This window comes from Streptomyces sp. NBC_00016 (assembly GCF_045040885.1).
Lineage (GTDB): Bacteria > Actinomycetota > Actinomycetes > Streptomycetales > Streptomycetaceae > Streptomyces > Streptomyces coriariae.
Genome location: NZ_CP108304.1, coordinates 3,335,555 through 3,355,463 on the forward strand (window position 1 = coordinate 3,335,555; position 19,909 = coordinate 3,355,463).

The window sequence follows — 19,909 nt, forward strand, 5'->3', positions numbered from 1 at the left end:
GCAGGAGTTCGCAGGACAAGAAGACAAGAAGAGAGGTCAGCGAGGAACGCCGTGGCGTGGGTGCGCGCGCATATGGCCGGGACGGCGACGGTCCTGGCCGGGCCCGGGACCGATCAGGCCGGCCCTGAACAGTCCGTAGGTGATCCGCCGTTGCGCGGCCGCCTCCAGTTCGTCCCTCAGCGCGCCGTCACGCAGGACCGCTTCTGGGCCGAGCAGCCCCTCGACAACGGCCAGCGCACCGGCGACATCACCGTGGACGAGGCGTTCGCGCACGCCGACGAGACAGTCCGGACGCCGGTGCGCCCGGTCGATCGCCTGGAGACAGGGCAGCGGAGTGCCGGTCAACGAGGCCAGCAGCTCCTCGCGCCGGATCTCGGCCGGGTCGTGGTCCAGCGGAGCCAGTGCCCCGTCGACCAGACCGATCCGGTGCGTCGCTCCCCGGCACTCCACGAGCCGGGCCCGTCCCGCCCGGTCGGGAAGCCCGCCCGGTACGGGCGCCGCGTACTCCGCTCCAAGGTGCTCCGGTACGACGTGCTCCGGTACGAGCGCCGAGGCGACCAGCGGATGCAGTCGCTCGGCCTCGATCGCTCCCGTCCGGATCAACTCCAGGTCGGGCAGCACCCAGGTCGCCGCGTCGGGCAGTACCGGCAGCGCGGAGACACAGCCCGTCGCACCGCGCAGGACGGGCCGCGCGTCGCGAAGTCCGCCCTCCTCGGCCTGATCCAGGACCAGCCGCCGCCCGGACCCGAGGCGCACCAGGACGGAACCGGTGGTCCGCCCCTCCGCCCGCAGCACGATCCCCGCCTCGGCCGCCCACCGGTCCACGGCACAGCCGGGCCCCGGCAGTTCCGTGTCCGACACGGGCGGGTCAGGCACGGACAGGTCCGGCACAGACAGGTCAGGCACGAACGGGTCGAGGGTGGGCAGGTCGTCTCCAGGCGGTCGATCGGCGCCGCACCGGACCCGCAGCTCACCCGCTCGGCGCGCGTCCCACAGATGACGGTGCAGGTCGAGGCGGAACCGCCGGTCGGGACGCGGATGCGGATGACGGCGGTCGCCCGCCACCGAGCCGGACGCGTCCCACAGCGCGAGACCGACCCGCTGTCCGGAATCCGCCCAGGCGGGCGGAGTCCGCACCACAAGGTGCACGGGCCACCGGGTGTCGTCCCGCCCGGCACCGCCGACGGCGCCGTCGACCTCGTACCGAGCGAGGGAGACGGTCACCCCCGGCCGCAGCAATCCGTCGGGAGCGACCCTTGGCATGTGCCATCGCAGCAGATCAGGGGCCAAGTGACGCAGATCGGACCGGAGCAGGGAAGCAAAGGCACGGCCGTACGTCCGCGCCACGGTACGAAGGTCGAGATCGATGTCGACACCTGCGGCGGCACAAGCCCCGGCCCAGTCCCCTACGCGGCGGCGGGCGGTCGCAGTCTCGATCATGGAGGCCGGCACGGCGAACTCGCGCACGCGCAGCCAGAAGGAAAGTCGGGAATCCTCGTTCGCGATCCAAGTGAGCATCAGCACTCACCTTGCGCGGACGGGGCCCCCGATCTGTCTACAGAAGAAGTAGTCATCGCGGGGGAGCATAACCCTCCGACGACGATCTGCCCACCGGATATCGCAGGACGAGCCCCTCCTCCGTGATGGGGAAGGTACAGCCCGACCCGAGGCGCCGACGTCACCCGTCGGCGCCTCGGGTCGGCGGTGAGCGGTTACCGCAGCACCACCCCCGCGCCCTCCACCGCCTCCTCCGACGGCACCTCCAACAGGCCCAGCTCCGCGCCGGAGGCCAGGAGGCGGTGGGCCGGGAGGATGCGGACGGTGTAGCCGTAGGGTCCGGTGCGGTCCAGGGACAGGGGGCCCTCGTAGAGCCAGCGGCCGTCCAGGTCCGGGCCGCCGGACGGTTTCAGGGGGACCGTCGTCGCGTCCGTGATGCGGTCCTCCTCGTCGACCCGGCCCGAGACGGCCTGCACCTCGACGTCGTCGGGGGTGAGGTCGCCGAGGCCGACGCGGACCCGCAGCGCGAGGGTCGTGCCGAGTTCGGCGGTGGTGGTGGCCACCGACGTCTCGACATGGTCCACCTGCACCGCGTGCCAGGCCGAGCGCACCCGCTGTTTCCAGAGGGCGAGTTCGCTGGCCGTGTCGGGCGTCATCGTCCGGTGCGCGTGGGCGGCCGGCGTGTAGAGGCGTTCGACGTACTCGCGGACCATGCGTCCCGCCAGCACCTTCGGGCCGAGCAGGGTGAGGGTCTGGCGGACCATCTCGATCCAGCGGTCGGGCAGGCCCGCCCGGCCGCGCTCGTAGAAGCGGGGGGTGATGCGCTGTTCGAGGAGGTCGTAGAGGGCCGCCGCCTCGATGTCGTCGCGGTGGTCGGGGTCGGTGCCGACGCCGTCGGCGGTGGGGATCGCCCAGCCGAAGTCGGGCTGGAACCACTCGTCCCACCAGCCGTCCAGGACGGAGAGGTTGAGACAGCCGTTGAGCGCCGCCTTCATGCCGGACGTGCCGCAGGCCTCCAGGGGCCGCAGCGGGTTGTTGAGCCAGATGTCGCATCCCGGGTACAGCTTCTGCGCCATCGCCATGCCGTAGTCGGGCAGGAAGACGAGCCGGTGCCGGACGCGGGGGTCGTCGGCGAACCGGACCAGTTCCTGGACCAGCCGTTTGCCGCCGTCGTCCGCGGGGTGCGCCTTGCCCGCGACGACGATCTGGATCGGCCGCTCCGCGTGCAGCAGCAGGTCCATCAGCCGGTCGCGGTCCCTCAGCATCAGCGTCAGGCGCTTGTACGAGGGGACCCTGCGCGCGAAGCCGATGGTGAGGACGTCCGGGTCCATGACGCCGTCGATCCAGCCCAACTCGGCCGTTCCCGCGCCGCGTTGACGCCAGGAGGCGCGCAGCCGCTCCCGCACCTCCACCACCAGCTGCTCGCGCAGATCGCGGCGCAGCTCCCAGATGTCCTGGTCGGGGATGTCGGCGACGGCGTCCCAGCGGTCGGAGCCGCCGACGCTCAGGGCGTCCTCGGCCCGCCCGGAGCCGAACTGGCGGGCGCCGAGCCGCAGGACCTCCGGGGCCACCCAGGTCGGGGCGTGCACGCCGTTGGTGACGGAGGTGATCGGCACCTCCTCCGGGTCGAAGCCGGGCCACAGGCCGGAGAACATCTCCCTGCTCACCTGGCCGTGCAGCAGGGACACGCCGTTCGCGCGCTGCGCCAGCCGCAGGCCCATCACGGCCATGTTGAAGAGATTCGGTTCGCCGCCCGGGTAGGTCTCCATGCCCAGCCGCAGGATGCGGTCGACGTCCATGCGCGGGAGCTCGGCCTGGGGGCCGAAGTGGCGGGCGACCAGCTCACGGTCGAAGCGGTCGATGCCCGCCGGGACGGGGGTGTGGGTGGTGAAGACCGTGCCGGCCCGGACGGCTTCGAGGGCGGAGTCGAAGTCCGACCCGGTGTCGGCGAGTTCGGCGATCCGTTCCAGGCCGAGGAAGCCCGCGTGGCCCTCGTTGGTGTGGAAGACCTCGGGCGCGGCGTGGCCGGTCAGCCGGCAGTACGTGCGTACCGCCCGGACACCTCCTATGCCCAGCAGCATCTCCTGGAGCAACCGGTGCTCGCTGCCACCGCCGTAGAGCCGGTCGGTCACCCCGCGTTCGCCGAGGTCGTTCTCCTCGACGTCCGAGTCGAGCATGAGGAGCGGGACCCGGCCGACCTGCGCCAGCCAGACCCGGGCGTGCAGCTGTTTGCCGGCGGGGAGGGCGAGCGAGATCTGCGCGGGGGTGCCGTCGTCCTCCTTCAGCAGGGTGACCGGCAGTTCGTTGGGGTCGAGGACCGGATAGTGCTCCTGCTGCCAGCCGTCCCGGGAGAGCGTCTGGCGGAAGTAGCCGTGCCGGTAGAGCAGCCCCACGCCGATCAGCGGGACGCCCAGGTCGCTGGCCGCCTTGAGGTGGTCGCCGGCCAGGATGCCGAGACCGCCGGAGTACTGGGGCAGCGCGGCCGTGACGCCGAACTCGGGCGAGAAGTAGGCGACGGCGGCGGGCAGCCCGGCGGTACGGGGCTGCGCCTGGTACCAGCGGTCGCCGGTCACGTAGTCGTGCAGGTCGTCGGCGGCGGCACTCAGCCTGCGCAGGAAACGGCGGTCCCCGGCGAGCTCGGTGAGGCGTGCCGGGCGCACGCCGCCCAGGAGTCTCACCGGATCGCCGTCGGAGACGGCCCAGCGCTCGGGGTCGACGGACTGGAAGAGGTCGCGGGTCTCCGCGTGCCAGGACCAGCGCAGGTTGCGGGCCAGATCGCTGAGTGGCCGGAGGGGGTCGGGGAGGAGGGGCCGGACGGTGAATCGACGGATCGCCTTCACATTCCACCTCGGCGTGCGTGAGGAAGAGACGCACGGCGGTGTGCGTCCACGTCGTCTACGAAGGTACCGGCGCCGACGCGGGCCTCGCTGAGGGCTGGCCGCCCGCGGACCCTCGCTTTTCGGCCCGACCCGCGACAACGGGCCGAAACCCTGTTTCGTCCCGGTAGGCCACCTTGTGGCCTTTCGCCCCGCACGAGAGGCTGCCCAGTGGCGTACCCGGCGAAGTCGGATGAGTCGACGGAGCCGTCGTGCGCCGAGTCGAGGAGGGGAACTCGAACCATGGCACGGACGCGAAAGCGGCGTCTGCGCCGGGTGGGGGGCCTGACCGCGGTCGTCACGAGCGTGGTCCTTTCGGCCGTCACCCTGCCCGCGCACGCCGCACCGGAGGGGAAGATACTCGGCGCCGGTCTGCCCGGTTCCGTCGGCGGAAGTTATCTGGTCACGCTGAAGGCGGACACCGCCGCGTCGTCGAAGGCCGGGCGCGGTCTCGTCGGTTCGTACGGGGCGACCGTCAGCCGGACCTACGACACGGCCCTCAACGGGTTCGCCGTCGAGGCGGACGAGAGACAGGCCCGGCGCCTCGCGGCCGATCCGCGGGTGGCCTCCGTGGTCCAGGACACCCGGGTGACCCTGGATGCGGCCGGGGCCGCGAAGAACCCGCCGTCCTGGGGGCTGGACCGCGTCGACCAGCCGGGCGGGACGCTGGACAACAGCTACAACTGGCCGAAGTCGGCGGGCGCCGGGGTCACGGTGTACGTGATCGACACCGGCATCCGGATCACGCACACCGACTTCGGCGGCCGGGCGAGCCACGGCTGGGACTTCGTCGGAGGCGACCGTATCGCCGCCGACGGCAACGGCCACGGCACGCATGTCGCCGGCACCGTCGCGGGCACGCGTCTCGGCGTCGCCAAGAAGGCCAGGGTGGTCGCGGTACGGGTGCTCGACAACGCCGGTGCGGGCACCACCGCGCAGGCCATCGCGGGCATCGACTGGGTCACCCGGCACGCGCACCGGCCCGCGGTCGCCAATCTCAGCCTGGGCGGCGGCTACAACGCGGCGCTGGACGCGGCCGTCCGCGCCTCCATCCGGTCCGGTGTCACCTACACCGTCGCCGCGGGCAACGTGGGACAGCCGGCCGCCCTGTACTCCCCGGCCGACGTGCGGGAGGCCATCACGGTCGGCGCCACCGACCGGGGGGACGCCAGGGCGGGCTTCTCCAACTACGGTTCGGCTCTCGACCTGTTCGCGCCGGGAGTGTCGATCACCTCCGCCTCGTCCGCGAACGACACCGGCCGAGTGGCCCGCTCCGGTACGTCGATGGCGGCGCCGCACGCGGCGGGGGCGGCCGCGCTCCATCTCGCCGACCATCCGAAGGCCACGCCCGCTCAGGTGGCGCGGGCTCTGGTCGCGGGGGCGGCGAACGGCAAGGTTTCCGGCCGGGGACCCGGTTCGCCGAACAAAATCCTCCAGGTTCCACCGTTCACCTGACGGGGCGCCGAGACCGGCTCCGTTCCCCTCGAACGGGGCCGGTCTTGTGCGTTGACAAACGCACGGGTAGTTAACAACGTGCCGGATTGCTCACCCGAATAGGGTGGAAGGCTCCTCCGGTACTCCCCCGCAGGACCCCCTCCCCACCACATCCATCCGCCTACCCCCCGTTGATGCGGACAGGAGCGGTCATGCCAGCAAGGCACCACCCGTCATCACCCCCGACGCCTCGCACCAAGAACAACACGAGCAGCAAGAACGGCAAGAGCACCGACGGCGCCGGCAACGCCGAGAAGGACACGTCCGTCCCGGTGCTCACGCCCGCACCCGGTCCGCCGGCCCCGGAGCGATCCTCCTCGGGCGGCGACACCACCGCCGTCGGGCGCATACCCGTCCTGGACGTCCGCCCGTTCGTCCAGCAGGGTCGCCGGCCCGCCAAGGCGGTCACGGGTGAGTCGTTCGAGGTCTCGGCGACCGTGTTCCGGGAAGGGCACGACGCCGTCGCCGCCAACGTCGTGCTGCGGGATCCGGACGGCAACCCGGGCCCCTGGACGCCGATGCGTGAACTCGCCCCGGGCACCGACCGCTGGGGCGCGGACGTCACGCCGGACGCGACGGGCCGCTGGACCTACTCCGTGGAGGCCTGGAGCGACCCGGTCGCCACCTGGCGGCACCACGCCCGCATCAAGATCCCCGCGGGGATGGACACCGAGCTGGTCCTCGAAGAGGGCGCGCGGCTGTACGAACGGGCGGCCGGCGGAGTGCCGGAGGCCCCCGACCGCACCGCGGTGCTGGCGGCGGCCGAGGCGCTGCGCGACGAGACCCGCCCGGCCGTCTCCCGGCTGGCGGCGGCGCTGACGCCGCAGGTAGACGCCGTGCTCGGCCGGTATCCGCTGCGGGAGCTGGTCACCGCGTCCGAGCCGCTGCCGCTGCTGGTCGAGCGGGAACGCGCCCTGTACGGCGCCTGGTACGAGTTCTTCCCACGCTCGGAGGGGACCCCCGAGCGCCCGCACGGCACCTTCCGCACCGCCGCGCGCAGGCTGCCCGCCATCGCCGCGATGGGCTTCGACGTCGTCTACCTCCCGCCGATCCACCCCATCGGCACGACCTTCCGCAAGGGCCGCAACAACACGCTCGACCCCGGCCCCGACGACGTCGGCGTGCCCTGGGCGATCGGCTCGCCGGAGGGCGGCCACGACGCCGTCCACCCGGACCTGGGCACGTTGGAGGACTTCGCCCGGTTCGTGGAACGGGCGGCCGAGCTGGGCCTGGAGATCGCCCTCGACTTCGCCCTCCAGTGCTCCCCCGACCACCCCTGGGTGCAGAAACACCCCGAGTGGTTCCATCACCGCCCGGACGGCACCATCGCCTACGCCGAGAACCCGCCGAAGAAGTACCAGGACATCTATCCGATCGCCTTCGACGCCGATCTGGACGGTCTCGTCGCGGAGACCGTGCGGGTCCTGCGGCACTGGATGTCGTACGGGGTGCGGATCTTCCGGGTCGACAACCCGCACACCAAGCCGGTCGTGTTCTGGGAGCGGGTCATCGCGGACATCAACCGCACCGACCCCGACGTGATCTTCCTCGCCGAGGCCTTCACCCGCCCCGCGATGATGCACACCCTCGCGCAGATCGGCTTCCAGCAGTCGTACACCTACTTCACCTGGCGCAACACCAAGCAGGAACTGACGGAGTACCTCACCGAACTCTCGGGGGACGCCGCCTCCTACATGCGGCCCAACTTCTTCGCCAACACCCCCGACATCCTGCCCGCCTGTCTCCAGCACGGCGGCCGCCCCGCCTTCGAGATCCGCGCCGTCCTCGCCGCCACCCTCTCGCCGACCTGGGGCGTCTACAGCGGCTACGAACTCTGCGAGAACGCGGCGCTCAAGGAAGGCGGCGAGGAGTACCTCGACTCGGAGAAGTACCAGCTCAAACCCCGTGACTGGGCGGCCGCCGAGCGGGCGGGCCACAGCCTCGCCCCGCTGCTCACCCGGCTCAACGAGATCCGGCGGGCGCACCCGGCCCTGCACCAACTCCGCGATCTGCACTTCCATCCGACCGACAAGGAAGCGGTGATCGCCTACTCGAAGAGGAGCTCGAAGAAGAGCGGTTCGAACACGGTTCTGGTGGTCGTCAACCTCGACCCCCACCACACCCAGGAGGCGACGGTCTCGTTGGACATGCCGCAACTCGGCCTGGACTGGCACGAGTCGGTGCCGGTGCGCGACGAGCTCACCGGCGAGACCTACCACTGGGGCAGGGCCAACTACGTGCGCCTCGAACCGGGCACCCGGCCCGCGCACGTACTCACCGTCCTGCGACCGTCCAACCCGCAGATCGGAGGGTCACCCACACCATGATCGTCAACGAGCCCGTTCCGGACACCTTCGAGGACACCCCCGCCAAGGACCGCGACCCCGAGTGGTTCAAACGCGCCGTGTTCTACGAGGTCCTCGTCCGCTCCTTCCAGGACAGCAACGGCGACGGCGTCGGCGACCTCAAAGGCATCACCGCCAAACTCGACTACCTGCAATGGCTGGGAGTCGACTGCCTCTGGCTGCCGCCCTTCTTCAAATCGCCCCTGCGGGACGGCGGATACGACGTATCCGACTACACCGCCGTCCTCCCCGAATTCGGCGACCTCGCCGACTTCGTGGAATTCGTCGACGCCGCCCACCAACGCGGCATGCGCGTCATCATCGACTTCGTGATGAACCACACCAGCGACCAGCACCCGTGGTTCCAGGAATCGAGGAAAGACCCCGACGGCCCCTACGGCGACTACTACATGTGGGCCGACGACGACAAACAGTACGGCGACGCCCGCATCATCTTCGTCGACACCGAAGTCTCCAACTGGACCTTCGACCCCGTCCGCAAGCAGTACTTCTTCCACCGCTTCTTCTCCCACCAGCCGGACCTCAACTACGAGAACCCGGCCGTGCAGGAGGAGATGATCTCCGCGCTGCGATTCTGGCTGGACCTGGGCATCGACGGCTTCCGCCTCGACGCCGTGCCCTACCTGTACGCCGAGGAGGGCACGAACTGCGAGAACCTGCCGGCCACGCACGAGTTCCTCAAACGGGTCCGCAAGGAGATCGACGCCCACTACCCGGACACGGTGATCCTCGCCGAGGCCAACCAGTGGCCCGAGGACGTCGTCGACTACTTCGGCGACTACGCCTCCGGCGGCGACGAATGCCACATGGCGTTCCACTTCCCCGTCATGCCCCGCATCTTCATGGCGGTCCGCAGGGAATCCCGCTACCCGGTCTCGGAAATCCTCGCCAAGACCCCCGCGATCCCCTCCCGCTGCCAATGGGGCATCTTCCTGCGCAACCACGACGAGCTCACCCTCGAAATGGTCACCGACGAGGAACGCGACTACATGTACGCGGAATACGCGAAGGACCCGCGTATGCGCGCCAACATCGGCATCCGCCGCCGGCTCGCACCCCTCCTCGACAACGACCGCAACCAGATCGAGCTCTTCACCGCCCTGCTGCTCTCCCTGCCCGGCTCGCCGATCCTCTACTACGGCGACGAGATCGGCATGGGCGACAACATCTGGCTCGGCGACCGCGACGCCGTCCGCACCCCCATGCAGTGGACACCCGATCGCAACGCAGGTTTTTCGTCCTGTGACCCCGGGCGGCTCGTTCTGCCGACCATCATGGATCCCGTCTACGGGTACCAGGTCACCAACGTGGAGGCGTCGATGTCGTCGCCCTCCTCGCTGCTGCACTGGACCCGGCGCATGATCGAGATCCGCAAGCAGAACCCCGCCTTCGGCCTCGGGACCTACACCGAACTCCAGTCCTCCAACCCGGCCGTCCTCGCCTTCCTTCGCGAGGCCCCCCTGACCAAGGAGGGAGAGGACGACCTGGTGCTGTGCGTGCACAACTTCTCGCGGTTCGCGCAGCCCACCGAACTGGACCTGAGCCGGTTCAAGGGGCGGTACCCGGTGGAGCTGTTCGGCGGGGTGCGGTTCCCGGCCGTCGGTGACCTGCCGTACCTGCTCACCATGGCGGGCCACGGCTTCTACTGGTTCAGGCTGCGCAGGGACGCGGCCTAGGCCGTGTCCACAGCCTCGAACCCCGGGCGGGGCGGTTTCCGCCGCCCCGCCCGGGGCACGCATCAGTAACGCCCCGACCCCGACACCCGGGGAAAGGAATGTGACACCTATGGCGGCGACTGTCACACTTTCCGGTCGGACCGACCCCGGCCTCCTCGCTTCGCTGGACCCTCTGCTGCGGGAGTGGCTGCCCCGGCAGCGCTGGTTCGCCGGCAAGGGCCGTCCGGTCACCGGGTTCTCGCTGGTGGCGGCCACCGAGCTGCTGCCGGCCCACACCAGACTGGGGCTGTACCACCTGCTGGTACGCGCCCATCAGCCGGCGACGCCCGGCGACTGCTACCAGCTCCTGATCGGCACACGCGAGGCCCTGCCGCCCCGGCTGGCGCCCGCGCTGATCGGCCATGTGACCCAGGGTCCGCTGGCCGGGCGGACCGTGTTCGACGCCCTCTACGACACCCGGCCCGCCGAGGTACTGCTGGAGGCGCTGCGCACCGGGGCCCGGATCGGCGGGCTGCGCTGCGAGCGGGATCCCGGGCAGGAGATCCGGTCCGGGCTGGTCCCGCGCCGGCTGACCGGCGAGCAGTCGAACTCGTCCGTCATCTATGGAGATACGTTCATTCTGAAGCTGTTGCGCCGGGTCGTGCCGGGCGTCAACCCCGACCTGGAGCTGCCGCTGGCGCTGGCCCGCGAGGGCTGCCCCCGGGTGCCCGCGCCGACCGCGTGGATGTACGGGGACCCGGGTGAGGGCGAGGGCGAGGGCGAGGGCGATGCGTACGTCCTCGCCGTGCTCCAGCCGTATGTGCAGGGCGCGGCGGACGGCTGGGAGCTGGCGCTGCGGGAACTGGCCAAGGGCGAGGACTTCGCCGCCGAGGCGCGAGCGCTGGGGCGGGCCACCGCCGAGGTGCACGGGGCGCTGGCCCGGGCGCTGCCCACGGCGACCCTGGGGCAGGCGCAGATACGTCCGATGGTGGACGGCATGACCGGGCGGCTGGACGCCGCCGCGCAGGCGGTGCCCGCGCTGCGCCCCTACGCGCCGGCGCTGCGCACCGCCTTCACCGCGCTGGCCGAGCTCACGGCCGAGGGCCACACCTGGACCGCCCAGCGCGTCCATGGCGATCTGCACCTCGGGCAGTGTCTGCGCTCGCCCTCCGGGCAGTGGTCGCTGATCGACTTCGAGGGGGAGCCGGCCAGGCCGCTGGCCGAGCGGCGGATGCCCCAGCCGACCGTGCGGGACGTGGCGGGCATGCTGCGCTCCTTCGACTACGCCGCCCACTCGGCGGATCCGCCTGCCCCGGCCTGGGCACATGCCTGCCGGGCGGCCTACTGTTCCGGGTACGCCGAGGTGGCGGGCGTCGATCCGCGCACCGACCCCGTGCTGCTGCGGGCCCACGAGACGGACAAGGCGGTCTACGAGGTCGTCTACGAGGCACGGCATCGCCCCGACTGGCTCCCCGTACCCCTTTCCGCGATACACCGCCTCGCCGCACCCGACCTGCCTTGAGGAGGCTCCGTACGTGACTCCCCCGAAGAAGAAGGCCACCGCGAAGAAAGCGGTGACCAAGAAGGCGGCGGCCGACAAGGCGGCGAGGAAGAAGACGACGGGCAAGAAGGCGGAGGCCGACAAGGCGGCAGGCAAGAAGACGGCGGTCGAGAAGACGGCGAGCAAGAAGACCCGGGCCGAAGAGACCTCGGCAACGGGAGCGACAGAGGCGGCGGCAGCGGTGACAAGGGCAGAGCCGGAGGCGGCGGCAGCGGCAGCGGCAGCGGCAGCCGAAGAGGTCGCCGCGACGAAGCCGGTGAGCCTCCCCGTGGACGCCTCCCACGAGGCTGCAGAGCCGGAGGCGGCAGCGGCAGCCGAAGAGGTCGCCGTGACGAAGCCGGTGAGCCTCCCCGTGGGCGCCAACCCGGAGGCCGAAGCCGACTCCGACGCCGACCCCGCCCCGGACGCCGTCGTGGACCCCGCCATCGGCCCCGCCGACCGTGAACGCCTGCTGCACGGCACCCATCACGACCCGCACTCCGTGCTGGGCGCGCATCCGGTGCCCGGCGGGATCGTCTTCCGGGCGCTGCGCCCGTACGCGCGGTCCGTCACGGTGCTGTCGGGCGACCTGCGCGCCGAACTCCACGACGACGGCGACGGTTTCTTCTCCGGCCTGCTGCCCCTGACCAAGGCCCCGGTCCACCGGCTCCTGGTGACCTACGAGAGCACCACCGTGGAGACCGAGGACGCCTACCGTTTCCTGCCGACGCTGGGCGACCTGGACCTGCACCTGATCGGCGAGGGCCGGCACGAGCAGTTGTGGACGGTGCTGGGCGCGCGTCCGACGACCCACGAGGGTGTGAGCGGCACCGCCTTCTCCGTATGGGCGCCGAACGCGCGCGGGGTACGGCTGGCCGGCACCTTCAACTTCTGGGACGGCACGGGGTACCCGATGCGGTCGCTGGGCTCGTCCGGGGTGTGGGAGCTGTTCGTGCCCGGGATCGGCGAGGGCGAGCTGTACAAGTTCGACATCACCCGCCCCGACGGCTCGCACACCCTGCGGGCCGACCCGATGGCGCGGCGCACCGAGGTGCCGCCGGCGACCTCGTCGGTCGTGCACGCCTCGCACTACGAGTGGGGCGACGAGGAGTGGCTGGCCCGGCGGGCCGAGATACCCGTGCACGAGGCCCCGTTCTCCGTCTACGAGCTCCATCTGGCCTCCTGGCGGCCGGGGCTCACGTACCGGCAACTGGCCGATCAGCTGCCCGCGTACGTCCGGGACCTCGGCTTCACGCATGTCGAGCTGATGCCGGTCGCCGAGCATCCCTTCGGCGGTTCGTGGGGCTACCAGGTCACCGGTTTCTACGCGCCCACCGCCCGGCTCGGCACACCCGACGACTTCAAGTACCTGGTGGACGCGCTGCACCGGGCCGGCATCGGCGTCCTGATGGACTGGGTGCCGGCGCACTTCCCGCGCGACGAGTGGGCCCTCGCGGAGTTCGACGGGCGTCCGCTGTACGAGCACGAGGACCCGCTGCGCGCCGCCCATCCCGACTGGGGGACGCTGGAGTTCGACTTCGGGCGGCGCGAGGTGCGCAACTTCCTGGTGGCCAACGCGGTGTACTGGTGCGAGGAGTTCCACATCGACGGGCTGCGCGTGGACGCCGTCGCCTCGATGCTGTACCTCGACTACTCGCGCGAGCCGGGTCAGTGGACCCCGAACGAGCACGGGGGCCGGGAGAACCTGGACGCGGTGGCGTTCCTCCAGGAGATGAACGCGACGGTCTACCGCCGCAGCCCCGGGGTCGTCACGATCGCGGAGGAGTCCACGGCCTGGGACGGTGTCACGCGGGCCACGCACCACGCGGGCCCGAGCGGCTTCGGCGGGCTCGGCTTCGGGCTGAAGTGGAACATGGGCTGGATGCACGACTCGCTGGAGTACATGAGCCACGAGCCGGTGCACCGCAGGTACCACCACCACGAGATGACCTTCTCGATGGTGTACGCCTACAGCGAGAACTACGTACTGCCCATCTCCCACGACGAGGTGGTGCACGGGAAGCGCTCGCTGGTGTCGAAGATGCCCGGTGACTGGTGGCAGCAGCGCGCCGCGCTGCGGGCGTACCTGGCGTTCATGTGGGCCCACCCGGGCAAGCAACTCCTCTTCATGGGCCAGGAGTTCGCCCAGGGCGCGGAGTGGTCCGAGGCCCACGGCCCCGACTGGTGGCTGCTGGATCCGGCGTACGGCGCCGAGGCCGACCACCGGGGCGTCAGGGACCTGGTCCGCGACCTGAACACCGTCTACCGCGCGGCGCCGGCCCTCTGGCAGCAGGACACCGACCCGGCCGGATTCCAGTGGGTGGTCGGGGACGCGGCCGAGGACAACGTCTTCGCCTTCCTGCGGTACGACGCCGAGGGCTCCCCGCTGCTGTCCGTCTCCAACCTCTCCCCGGTCGTCCGCCACGACTACCGTCTCGGCGCACCCGACGACGTCCCGGCCTGGCACGAGGTGCTCAACACCGACGCGGCCGGGTACGGCGGCAGCGGCGTCGCCCATCCCGACCCGGTCAAGCCGGAGCCGCAGGGTCATCACGGCCGGCCGGCGAGCGTCCGGCTGACGCTGCCGCCGCTCGCGACGCTGTGGCTGCGGCCTGCCTGAGCCTGCCCCGGGGCAACGGCCCTGGCGCGAATCCGTCGGCCGGTGCCCGGCCGGTGCGGGAGCGTGCGGGCGGTGCGGCGGCGTGCGGGCGGGGATCCCCGTCTCACACGCTCACCGCACCGGCCGGGCACCGCAGTGCTCACGGCGCGACCGGCATGCCCTGCGTTTCCCGCGTTTCCCGCGTTACGCCGGAGGTTCCCCGAGGGCCGCTGCCAGCGGCTTCGGGAGGGTCCTGCTGTGCAGCACCCCCAGCCGCTGCGTCGCCCGGGTCAGCGCCACGTACAGGTCGCTGGTGCCGTACCGCGAGGGCTCCACCACCAGCACGGAGTCGAACTCCAGGCCCTTGGACTGGCGCGGGTCGAGCAGGACGACGCTCCGGGTCAGGTCCGGCTCGGCGCCCGCCGTCACCCCTTCCAGCCGGGCCGCGAGCTTGCGGTGCAGGTCGCGCGGGGCGATGACGGCGAGCCGGCCCTCGGCGGGGGTGAGTTCGCCGACCGCCTTGGCGACCGCGCCGGGGAGGTCGTCGGTGGCACGCGCCCACGGCCGTACACCGGTCGACCGCACCGAACTCGGCGGCTCGAAGCCGGGGTGCTCGGCACGGACCACCGCCGCGGCCACGTCCATGATCTCGGCCGGGGTGCGGTAGTTGACGCCGAGCCGGGTGTGCTCCCAGCGGTCCTCGACATACGGCTGGAGGATCTTGGACCAGGAGCCGACACCGGCCGCCTCGGCGGTCTGCGCCGGGTCGCCGACCAGGGTCATCGAACGGGTGGGGCTGCGCCGCATCAGCAGCCGCCAGGCCATCGGCGACAACTCCTGGGCCTCGTCGACGATGATGTGCCCGAACGCCCAGGTGCGGTCGGCGGCGGCGCGTTCGGCGGCGCTGCGGTGGTCGTCCTCCTCGTGGCGCTCGGCGAAGCGTTCGGCGTCGATGATGTCGTGCGCGGACAGGACCTCGGAATCCTCCTCGTCCTTGTCCTCGAACTCGTAGGTGCGCGAGGCGTACGAGACGTCCAGGACGCCCTGCGCGTAGGCGACCTGGGTCTCGCGCTCGCGGTCCGCGCGGGCCCGCGCCACCCGGTCGTCCTCGCCGAGCAGTTCGGCCGCCTCGTCGAGCAGCGGTACGTCGGCCACGGTCCAGGCCCGGGTCACCGGGCGGCGGATGGCGGCCGCGTCGTCGTCGGAGACGTAGCCCACGGGGTCCGCGAGGAAGTCGGCGACCAGGCGCTGCGGGGTCAGGCGCGGCCACAGCTGGTCGATGGCGGCCCAGACCTCGGGGTTGTCGGCGAGCTCGTCGCGGATCTGGGTGATGTCGCTCGGGTCGAGGAGGTTGGAGCCGTCGTAGGGGTCCGTGCCGATGCGTTCGGAGACCATGTCGGTGAGCGTGTTGAGGATGTGGCCCTCGAAGATCTCGCGGGCCGCGTTGTGCGGCAGCCGGGCGGCCCGGGTGCGCTCGCGGGCCATGTTCACCAGGCCGTCGTCCAGCATCAGGATCTCGCGGTCGTGCCCGATCGCGATCACCGGGTCGGGCAGCGCCTGCCAGTCGCGTACGACGTCGGCGAGCACGTCCGCCATGTCGGCGCGGCCCTTCACGGCGGTCGCCGCCCGGGTGTCGGTCGCCGTCGCCTTCACACCGGGGAAGAGTTCGCCGACCGTCGCCAGCAGCACCCCGGTCTCGCCCAGCGAGGGCAGCACCTCGCCGATGTAGCCGAGGAAGGCGGGGTTGGGGCCGACGATCAGGACGGCCCGCTTGGCGAGCAGTTCCCGGTGTTCGTAGAGGAGGAAGGCGGCGCGGTGCAGGGCGACGGCCGTCTTGCCGGTGCCGGGGCCGCCCTCGACCACCAGGACCCCTCGGTGGGGCGCCCGGATGATCTCGTCCTGCTCGGCCTGGATGGTCTGCACGATGTCGCTCATCCGGCCGGTGCGCGCGGAGTCGATCGCGGCGAGCAGCACGGCGTCGCCGGTCGGGTCCTCGTGGCCGGTGCGGGTGGCGTCGCCGATGTCGAGGATCTCGTCGTGCAGGGCGGTGACCCGGCGGCCCTCGGTGGTGAGGTGCCGGCGCCTGCGCAGCCCCATCGGGGTGTGCCCGGTGGCCAGGTAGAAGGGGCGGGCGACGTCGGCGCGCCAGTCGATGAGGACCGGGGTGCGCTCGGTGTCCTCGGCACGCAGGCCGATGCGTCCGATGTGGTGGTTGGTGCCGGAGGTGAGGTCGATGCGGCCGAAGCAGAGGGAGCCGTCCACCGCGTTCAGCGCGGCGAGCAGCCCGGAGCGCTCGGCGACGAGGATGTCCCGCTCGAGCCGGGCCTGCATGGGCGTGTTGCCCTGGGCCAGCGCGTCGGTGACGGCGCCCTCGGTGTCGCCGCGCAGCGCGTCCACGCGCGCGTACAGGTTGTCGATGAATTCCTGCTCGCAGCGCAATTCACTGTCCGGAAAGTCGGCGTTTGACAATTCCACTCCCGCCCGCATATACTGTGCTCACTGAGCTTCTTTGCGACCTCTTTCATGTGAAGTCGCGAACCATCGAATATACGCAGAGAAATCCCCCGAGCGCAATTGCTCGGGGGATTTCTTTGTGGTGCGCGGTCTCCGCCGGAGTCAGTTCACCGCGCGCTCACAGGACCTCGTCCAGCTCCGCCAGCAGCCGGCGCTTGGGCCGGGCGCCCACCATCGACTTCACGGGCTCCCCGGCCCGGAACACCATGAAGGTCGGCATCGACAGCACCTTGTAGGCATGGGTGGTCTCCGGGTTGGTGTCCACGTCCAGCTGCACCACCTTCAGCCGCTCGCCCTCCTCGGCGGCGAGCGCGGTGAGCACCGGCCCCATCTGCCGGCACGGCGGACACCAGTCGGCCGTGAACTCCACCAGCACCGGCAGGTCCGCCCCCAGCACCTCCGCCCCGAAATCCGCGTCCGTCACCTCGGCCACCCCGTCCGCCTTGATCACCGTTCCTGCCCTCCCAGTTCGCACTCGGGCTCCGGACCCCCCGGAACCCGCGCCTCGGCGGCCAGCTCGTCGCGCGCCAGCTCGGCCCGCACGAGCTGCCCGGCGACCGTCTCCCGCACCGCCCGCAGCTCCCCGATGAGCGCGTCCAGCTCGTCCAGCTTGCGCCGGTAGACCGCGAGCGACGCCGGGCACGAGTCGCCCTCCGGGTGCCCGGCCCGCAGACACTCCACGAAGGGACGGGTCTCCTCCAGGTCGAACCCGAAGTCCTGGAGCGTCCTGATCTGCCGCAACAGCCGCAGATCGCCCTCGTCGTACGTCCGGTACCCGTTGTCGCCGCGTCGCGCGGGCAGCAGCCCTCGCGACTCGTAGTACCGCAGCGTCCGGGTGGTGGTCCCGGCCCGTGCGGCCAGCTCGCCGATGCGCATGCCTACGAACGTAAGGCTTGACGCCCACGTCAAGGCAAGAGCGGTTTCCGCTCGACCGGCGAGGTGAGCACGATCGACGTCGTCGTGCGCCCGAGGGCGGAGACCGCCTCGAGGACGTCCTCCAGGTGGACGGTGTCCCGGACGGCGACCTTGAGGAACCAGCAGTCCTCCCCCACCACGTGGTGCACCTCGGTGATCTCGGGACGTTCGATCAGCTCGAGGGTCCTGGGGTGCTTCAGGGTGTAGCCGCCGTGCGGGTCGACCCGGATGAACGCCTGGATGCCGTAGCCGAGCCGGGCGGGGCTGACATGTGCGCCGTAGCCGCTGATGACCCCCGCGGCCTCCAGCCGCCGGACCCGTTCCGTCACCGCCGCCGGACTCAGCCGCACCCGGCGGCCCAGCTCGCTGAGCTTGATCCGGCCGTCGGTCTGCAGCAGTTCCAGGATCTGCCGGTCCAGCGTGTCGAAGGCCACCGATGTTTCGTCGGCGGCGGCCCGTGAATGCCGAGGTTCTTTCGGTACGACGGCCGGAACTCCCATGGTTACCCCTTCAGGACAGGCGTGTACGCCGGGAGAATCATGGTCATGGAAATGACGCAGGAGGTAAAGGCCCGGGAGGTGGCGGCCCGGCAGGGAAATGCCCGTGAGGTATTGGTCATCGGTGGAAACCGCTATTTCGGAAAGCGGCTGATCGCGCGCCTGCTGGCCGCCGGGGACCGGGTGACGGTACTGAATCGCGGTTCGTCCGCGCCGCCTCCGGGAGCGACCCACCTGATCGCCGACCGCGACGACGAGAACGCGCTGAACTCGGTGCTCGGTCCACGCTCCTTCGACGTCGTCGTCGACCAGGTCTGCTACACCCCGCGGCAGGCGGCGATCGCCCGCCGGGTGTTCGCCGGCCGCACCCGGCGGTACGTGCTGACGTCGACGGTCGAGGTCTACGAGTACGAGGACTCCGTCGCCTTCGTACGGGAGCAGGACGTCGATCCGCTGGGCGTCCGGGTCGATCTCGAACTCCCCTGGGACGAACCGGAGTTCCTCGACTCCCACTACGGCGAGGGCAAGCGGCAGGCGGAGGCGGTGTTCGCGGCGGAGCCGGCGTTCCCCCATGTGGCCGTCCGGGTCGCCCATGTACTGGGCGGGGACGACGACTTCACGGGGCGGCTGGAGCACTACGCCTCCCGCATCCGCGCGGGCGAGCCGATCACCGTGCCGACGGTGAACCGTCCGGCGACGTACATCCATGTCGAGGAGATCGCCGACTTCCTGTTCTGGACGGTGGGCCAGGACTTCACCGGCCCGGTCAACGCGGCCTCGCACGGGACGCTGACCACGCACGAGCTGTGCGAGGCGGTGTCCGCGCACGTCCCCGCCGGCCGGGCGGTGTTCCGGGAGGTCGAGGTCGGTGAGGTGTCCCCGCTCTCCTTCCGCCGCTTCTACGGCATGGACAACACCCGCGCCACCCGGCTCGGGTTCACCTTCGGCAACGTACGGCAATGGCTGCGGCGCGCGGCCGACGAGACCCTGGGGAAGGTGAACTGACGTGCGTCACCGCACCCTTGGCGACCTCCGCGTGAGCGCGATCGGGCTCGGCGCGATGCCGCTGTCCATCGAGGGCCGCCCCGACCGGGCCCGTGCCCTGGCCACGGTCCACGCGGCGCTGGACGCGGGCGTGACCCTGCTGGACACGGCCGACTCCTACCACCTGCCGGGCGCGGAGCCCGGCCACAACGAGCGGCTCGTGGCCCGCGCGCTCGCCGGCTACGGCGGTGACACCTCCGGGGTGCTCGTGGCGACGAAGGGCGGCCGGGGCAGACCGGGCGGCGGCGCGGCGGACTGGACGGTGAACGGCGATCCCCGCCATCTGAAGACGGCCGCGGAGGCCTCGCTGCGGCGGCTCGGCGTCGAGGCGATCGGGCTGTACCAGCTCCACAAGCCCGACCCGGCGATCCCCTTCGAGGAGTCCGTGGGCGCGCTGCGGGACCTGCTCGACGAGGGGAAGATCAGGCTGGCCGGCCTCTCCAACACGGACACGGACCAGATCCGCCGGGCCCACGCGATCCTCGGCGACCGGCTCGTGTCGGTCCAGAACCGCTACTCCCCCGCCGTCGGCGACAGCGAGCCCGAACTGCGGCTGGCGGCCGAACGGGGACTGGCGTTCCTCCCGTGGAGCCCCCTGGGCGGCATCTCCCGCAGCTCCCTCGACGGGCCGGCCGAGGGGCCTTCGGACGCCCTCGGCACCTTCCACGAACTGGCTCTCGAACTGAGCGTCAGCCCCCAACAGCTGTGCCTCGCCTGGCTCCTGACCCGCTCCCCCACGGTGATCCCCATCCCGGGCGCGACCCGCCCCCGGTCGATACGCGACTCGGCGGCGGCGACCGACCTGACCCTGACCGAGGACGCACTGACCCGCCTGAACGAGTCGGTGCGACGCCAACGGCAACGGCAACGCCCCGCGTAGCGGGGCGTTGCCGGGGGGGGAGGGCCGGAGGT

General features: G+C 71.5%; 13 protein-coding genes. 7 read left to right on the forward strand and 6 right to left on the reverse strand.

Annotated features, from left to right (window positions below):
• Positions 1–36: 36 nt before the first annotated feature.
• Entirely contained in the window at positions 37–1,518 is a 1,482-nt protein-coding gene (locus OG933_RS14565) for a hypothetical protein (RefSeq protein ID WP_405627379.1), read from the reverse strand.
• 194 nt (positions 1,519–1,712) lie between these two features.
• Positions 1,713–4,337, reverse strand: coding sequence for a glycosyltransferase family 1 protein (locus tag OG933_RS14570; protein WP_405627381.1), 2,625 nt, complete (start codon positions 4,335–4,337; stop codon positions 1,713–1,715).
• Positions 4,338–4,616: 279 nt separating this feature from the next.
• Between OG933_RS14570 and OG933_RS14575 the strand changes: the two genes are divergently transcribed.
• The 5 genes from OG933_RS14575 to glgB all read left to right on the forward strand — a co-directional run bounded on the left by OG933_RS14575 (position 4,617) and on the right by glgB (position 14,048).
• Positions 4,617–5,828 (forward strand): S8 family peptidase, encoded by a 1,212-nt coding sequence (locus OG933_RS14575; RefSeq protein ID WP_405627382.1) that lies wholly within the window; start codon positions 4,617–4,619, stop codon positions 5,826–5,828.
• Between the two features lie 191 nt (positions 5,829–6,019).
• Positions 6,020–8,194, forward strand: a complete 2,175-nt coding sequence (locus tag OG933_RS14580) for an alpha-1,4-glucan--maltose-1-phosphate maltosyltransferase (RefSeq protein ID WP_405627384.1) — start codon at positions 6,020–6,022, stop codon at positions 8,192–8,194.
• Entirely contained in the window at positions 8,191–9,909 is a 1,719-nt protein-coding gene (treS, locus tag OG933_RS14585) for a maltose alpha-D-glucosyltransferase (protein ID WP_142266231.1), read from the forward strand. Before OG933_RS14580 ends, treS begins: the two co-directional genes overlap by 4 nt.
• A 109-nt stretch (positions 9,910–10,018) precedes the next feature.
• Positions 10,019–11,410, forward strand: a complete 1,392-nt coding sequence (locus OG933_RS14590; protein ID WP_405627386.1) for a maltokinase N-terminal cap-like domain-containing protein — start codon at positions 10,019–10,021, stop codon at positions 11,408–11,410.
• 391 nt (positions 11,411–11,801) lie between these two features.
• Entirely contained in the window at positions 11,802–14,048 is a 2,247-nt protein-coding gene (gene glgB / locus OG933_RS14595; RefSeq protein ID WP_405633383.1) for a 1,4-alpha-glucan branching enzyme, read from the forward strand.
• Between the two features lie 183 nt (positions 14,049–14,231).
• Here glgB and OG933_RS14600 read toward each other — a convergent pair whose 3' ends face one another.
• From OG933_RS14600 to OG933_RS14615, 4 genes are all read right to left on the reverse strand, one after another.
• Positions 14,232–16,514: a HelD family protein gene (locus tag OG933_RS14600; RefSeq protein ID WP_405627387.1), complete on the reverse strand. Its 2,283-nt coding sequence runs from the start codon at positions 16,512–16,514 to the stop codon at positions 14,232–14,234.
• 145 nt (positions 16,515–16,659) lie between these two features.
• Complete coding sequence (locus OG933_RS14605) at positions 16,660–16,992, reverse strand: co-chaperone YbbN (protein ID WP_020131118.1); 333 nt, start codon at positions 16,990–16,992, stop codon at positions 16,660–16,662.
• Positions 16,989–17,417 carry a MerR family transcriptional regulator gene (locus OG933_RS14610; protein WP_020131119.1) on the reverse strand — a complete coding sequence of 143 codons (429 nt, stop codon included), beginning with the start codon at positions 17,415–17,417 and terminating at the stop codon, positions 16,989–16,991. Before OG933_RS14610 ends, OG933_RS14605 begins: the two co-directional genes overlap by 4 nt.
• Positions 17,418–17,446: 29 nt before the next feature.
• Positions 17,447–17,890, reverse strand: coding sequence for an Lrp/AsnC family transcriptional regulator (locus OG933_RS14615; protein ID WP_362536594.1), 444 nt, complete (start codon positions 17,888–17,890; stop codon positions 17,447–17,449).
• 117 nt (positions 17,891–18,007) lie between these two features.
• On the opposite strand from OG933_RS14615, the gene OG933_RS14620 reads away from it, so the two are divergent.
• Complete coding sequence (locus OG933_RS14620; protein WP_405627389.1) at positions 18,008–18,958, forward strand: NAD-dependent epimerase/dehydratase family protein; 951 nt, start codon at positions 18,008–18,010, stop codon at positions 18,956–18,958.
• 1 nt (position 18,959) lies between these two features.
• A complete protein-coding gene (locus OG933_RS14625) occupies positions 18,960–19,877 on the forward strand; it encodes an aldo/keto reductase (protein WP_405627391.1) in 918 nt (305 codons plus the stop codon).
• The last annotated feature ends 32 nt before the right edge of the window (positions 19,878–19,909 follow it).

What these genes read in the sequence shown, in the direction of transcription:
- OG933_RS14610 (WP_020131119.1), bottom strand. Translation starts at nt 17,417, where the DNA reads ATGCGCATCGGCGAGCTGGCCGCACGGGCCGGGACCACCACCCGGACG.
- OG933_RS14575 (WP_405627382.1), top strand. Translation starts at nt 4,617, where the DNA reads ATGGCACGGACGCGAAAGCGGCGTCTGCGCCGGGTGGGGGGCCTGACC.
- OG933_RS14620 (WP_405627389.1), top strand. Translation starts at nt 18,008, where the DNA reads ATGACGCAGGAGGTAAAGGCCCGGGAGGTGGCGGCCCGGCAGGGAAAT.
- OG933_RS14580 (WP_405627384.1), top strand. Translation starts at nt 6,020, where the DNA reads ATGCCAGCAAGGCACCACCCGTCATCACCCCCGACGCCTCGCACCAAG.
- treS (WP_142266231.1), top strand. Translation starts at nt 8,191, where the DNA reads ATGATCGTCAACGAGCCCGTTCCGGACACCTTCGAGGACACCCCCGCC.
- OG933_RS14600 (WP_405627387.1), bottom strand. Translation starts at nt 16,514, where the DNA reads ATGCGGGCGGGAGTGGAATTGTCAAACGCCGACTTTCCGGACAGTGAA.
- OG933_RS14590 (WP_405627386.1), top strand. Translation starts at nt 10,019, where the DNA reads ATGGCGGCGACTGTCACACTTTCCGGTCGGACCGACCCCGGCCTCCTC.
- OG933_RS14565 (WP_405627379.1), bottom strand. Translation starts at nt 1,518, where the DNA reads ATGCTCACTTGGATCGCGAACGAGGATTCCCGACTTTCCTTCTGGCTG.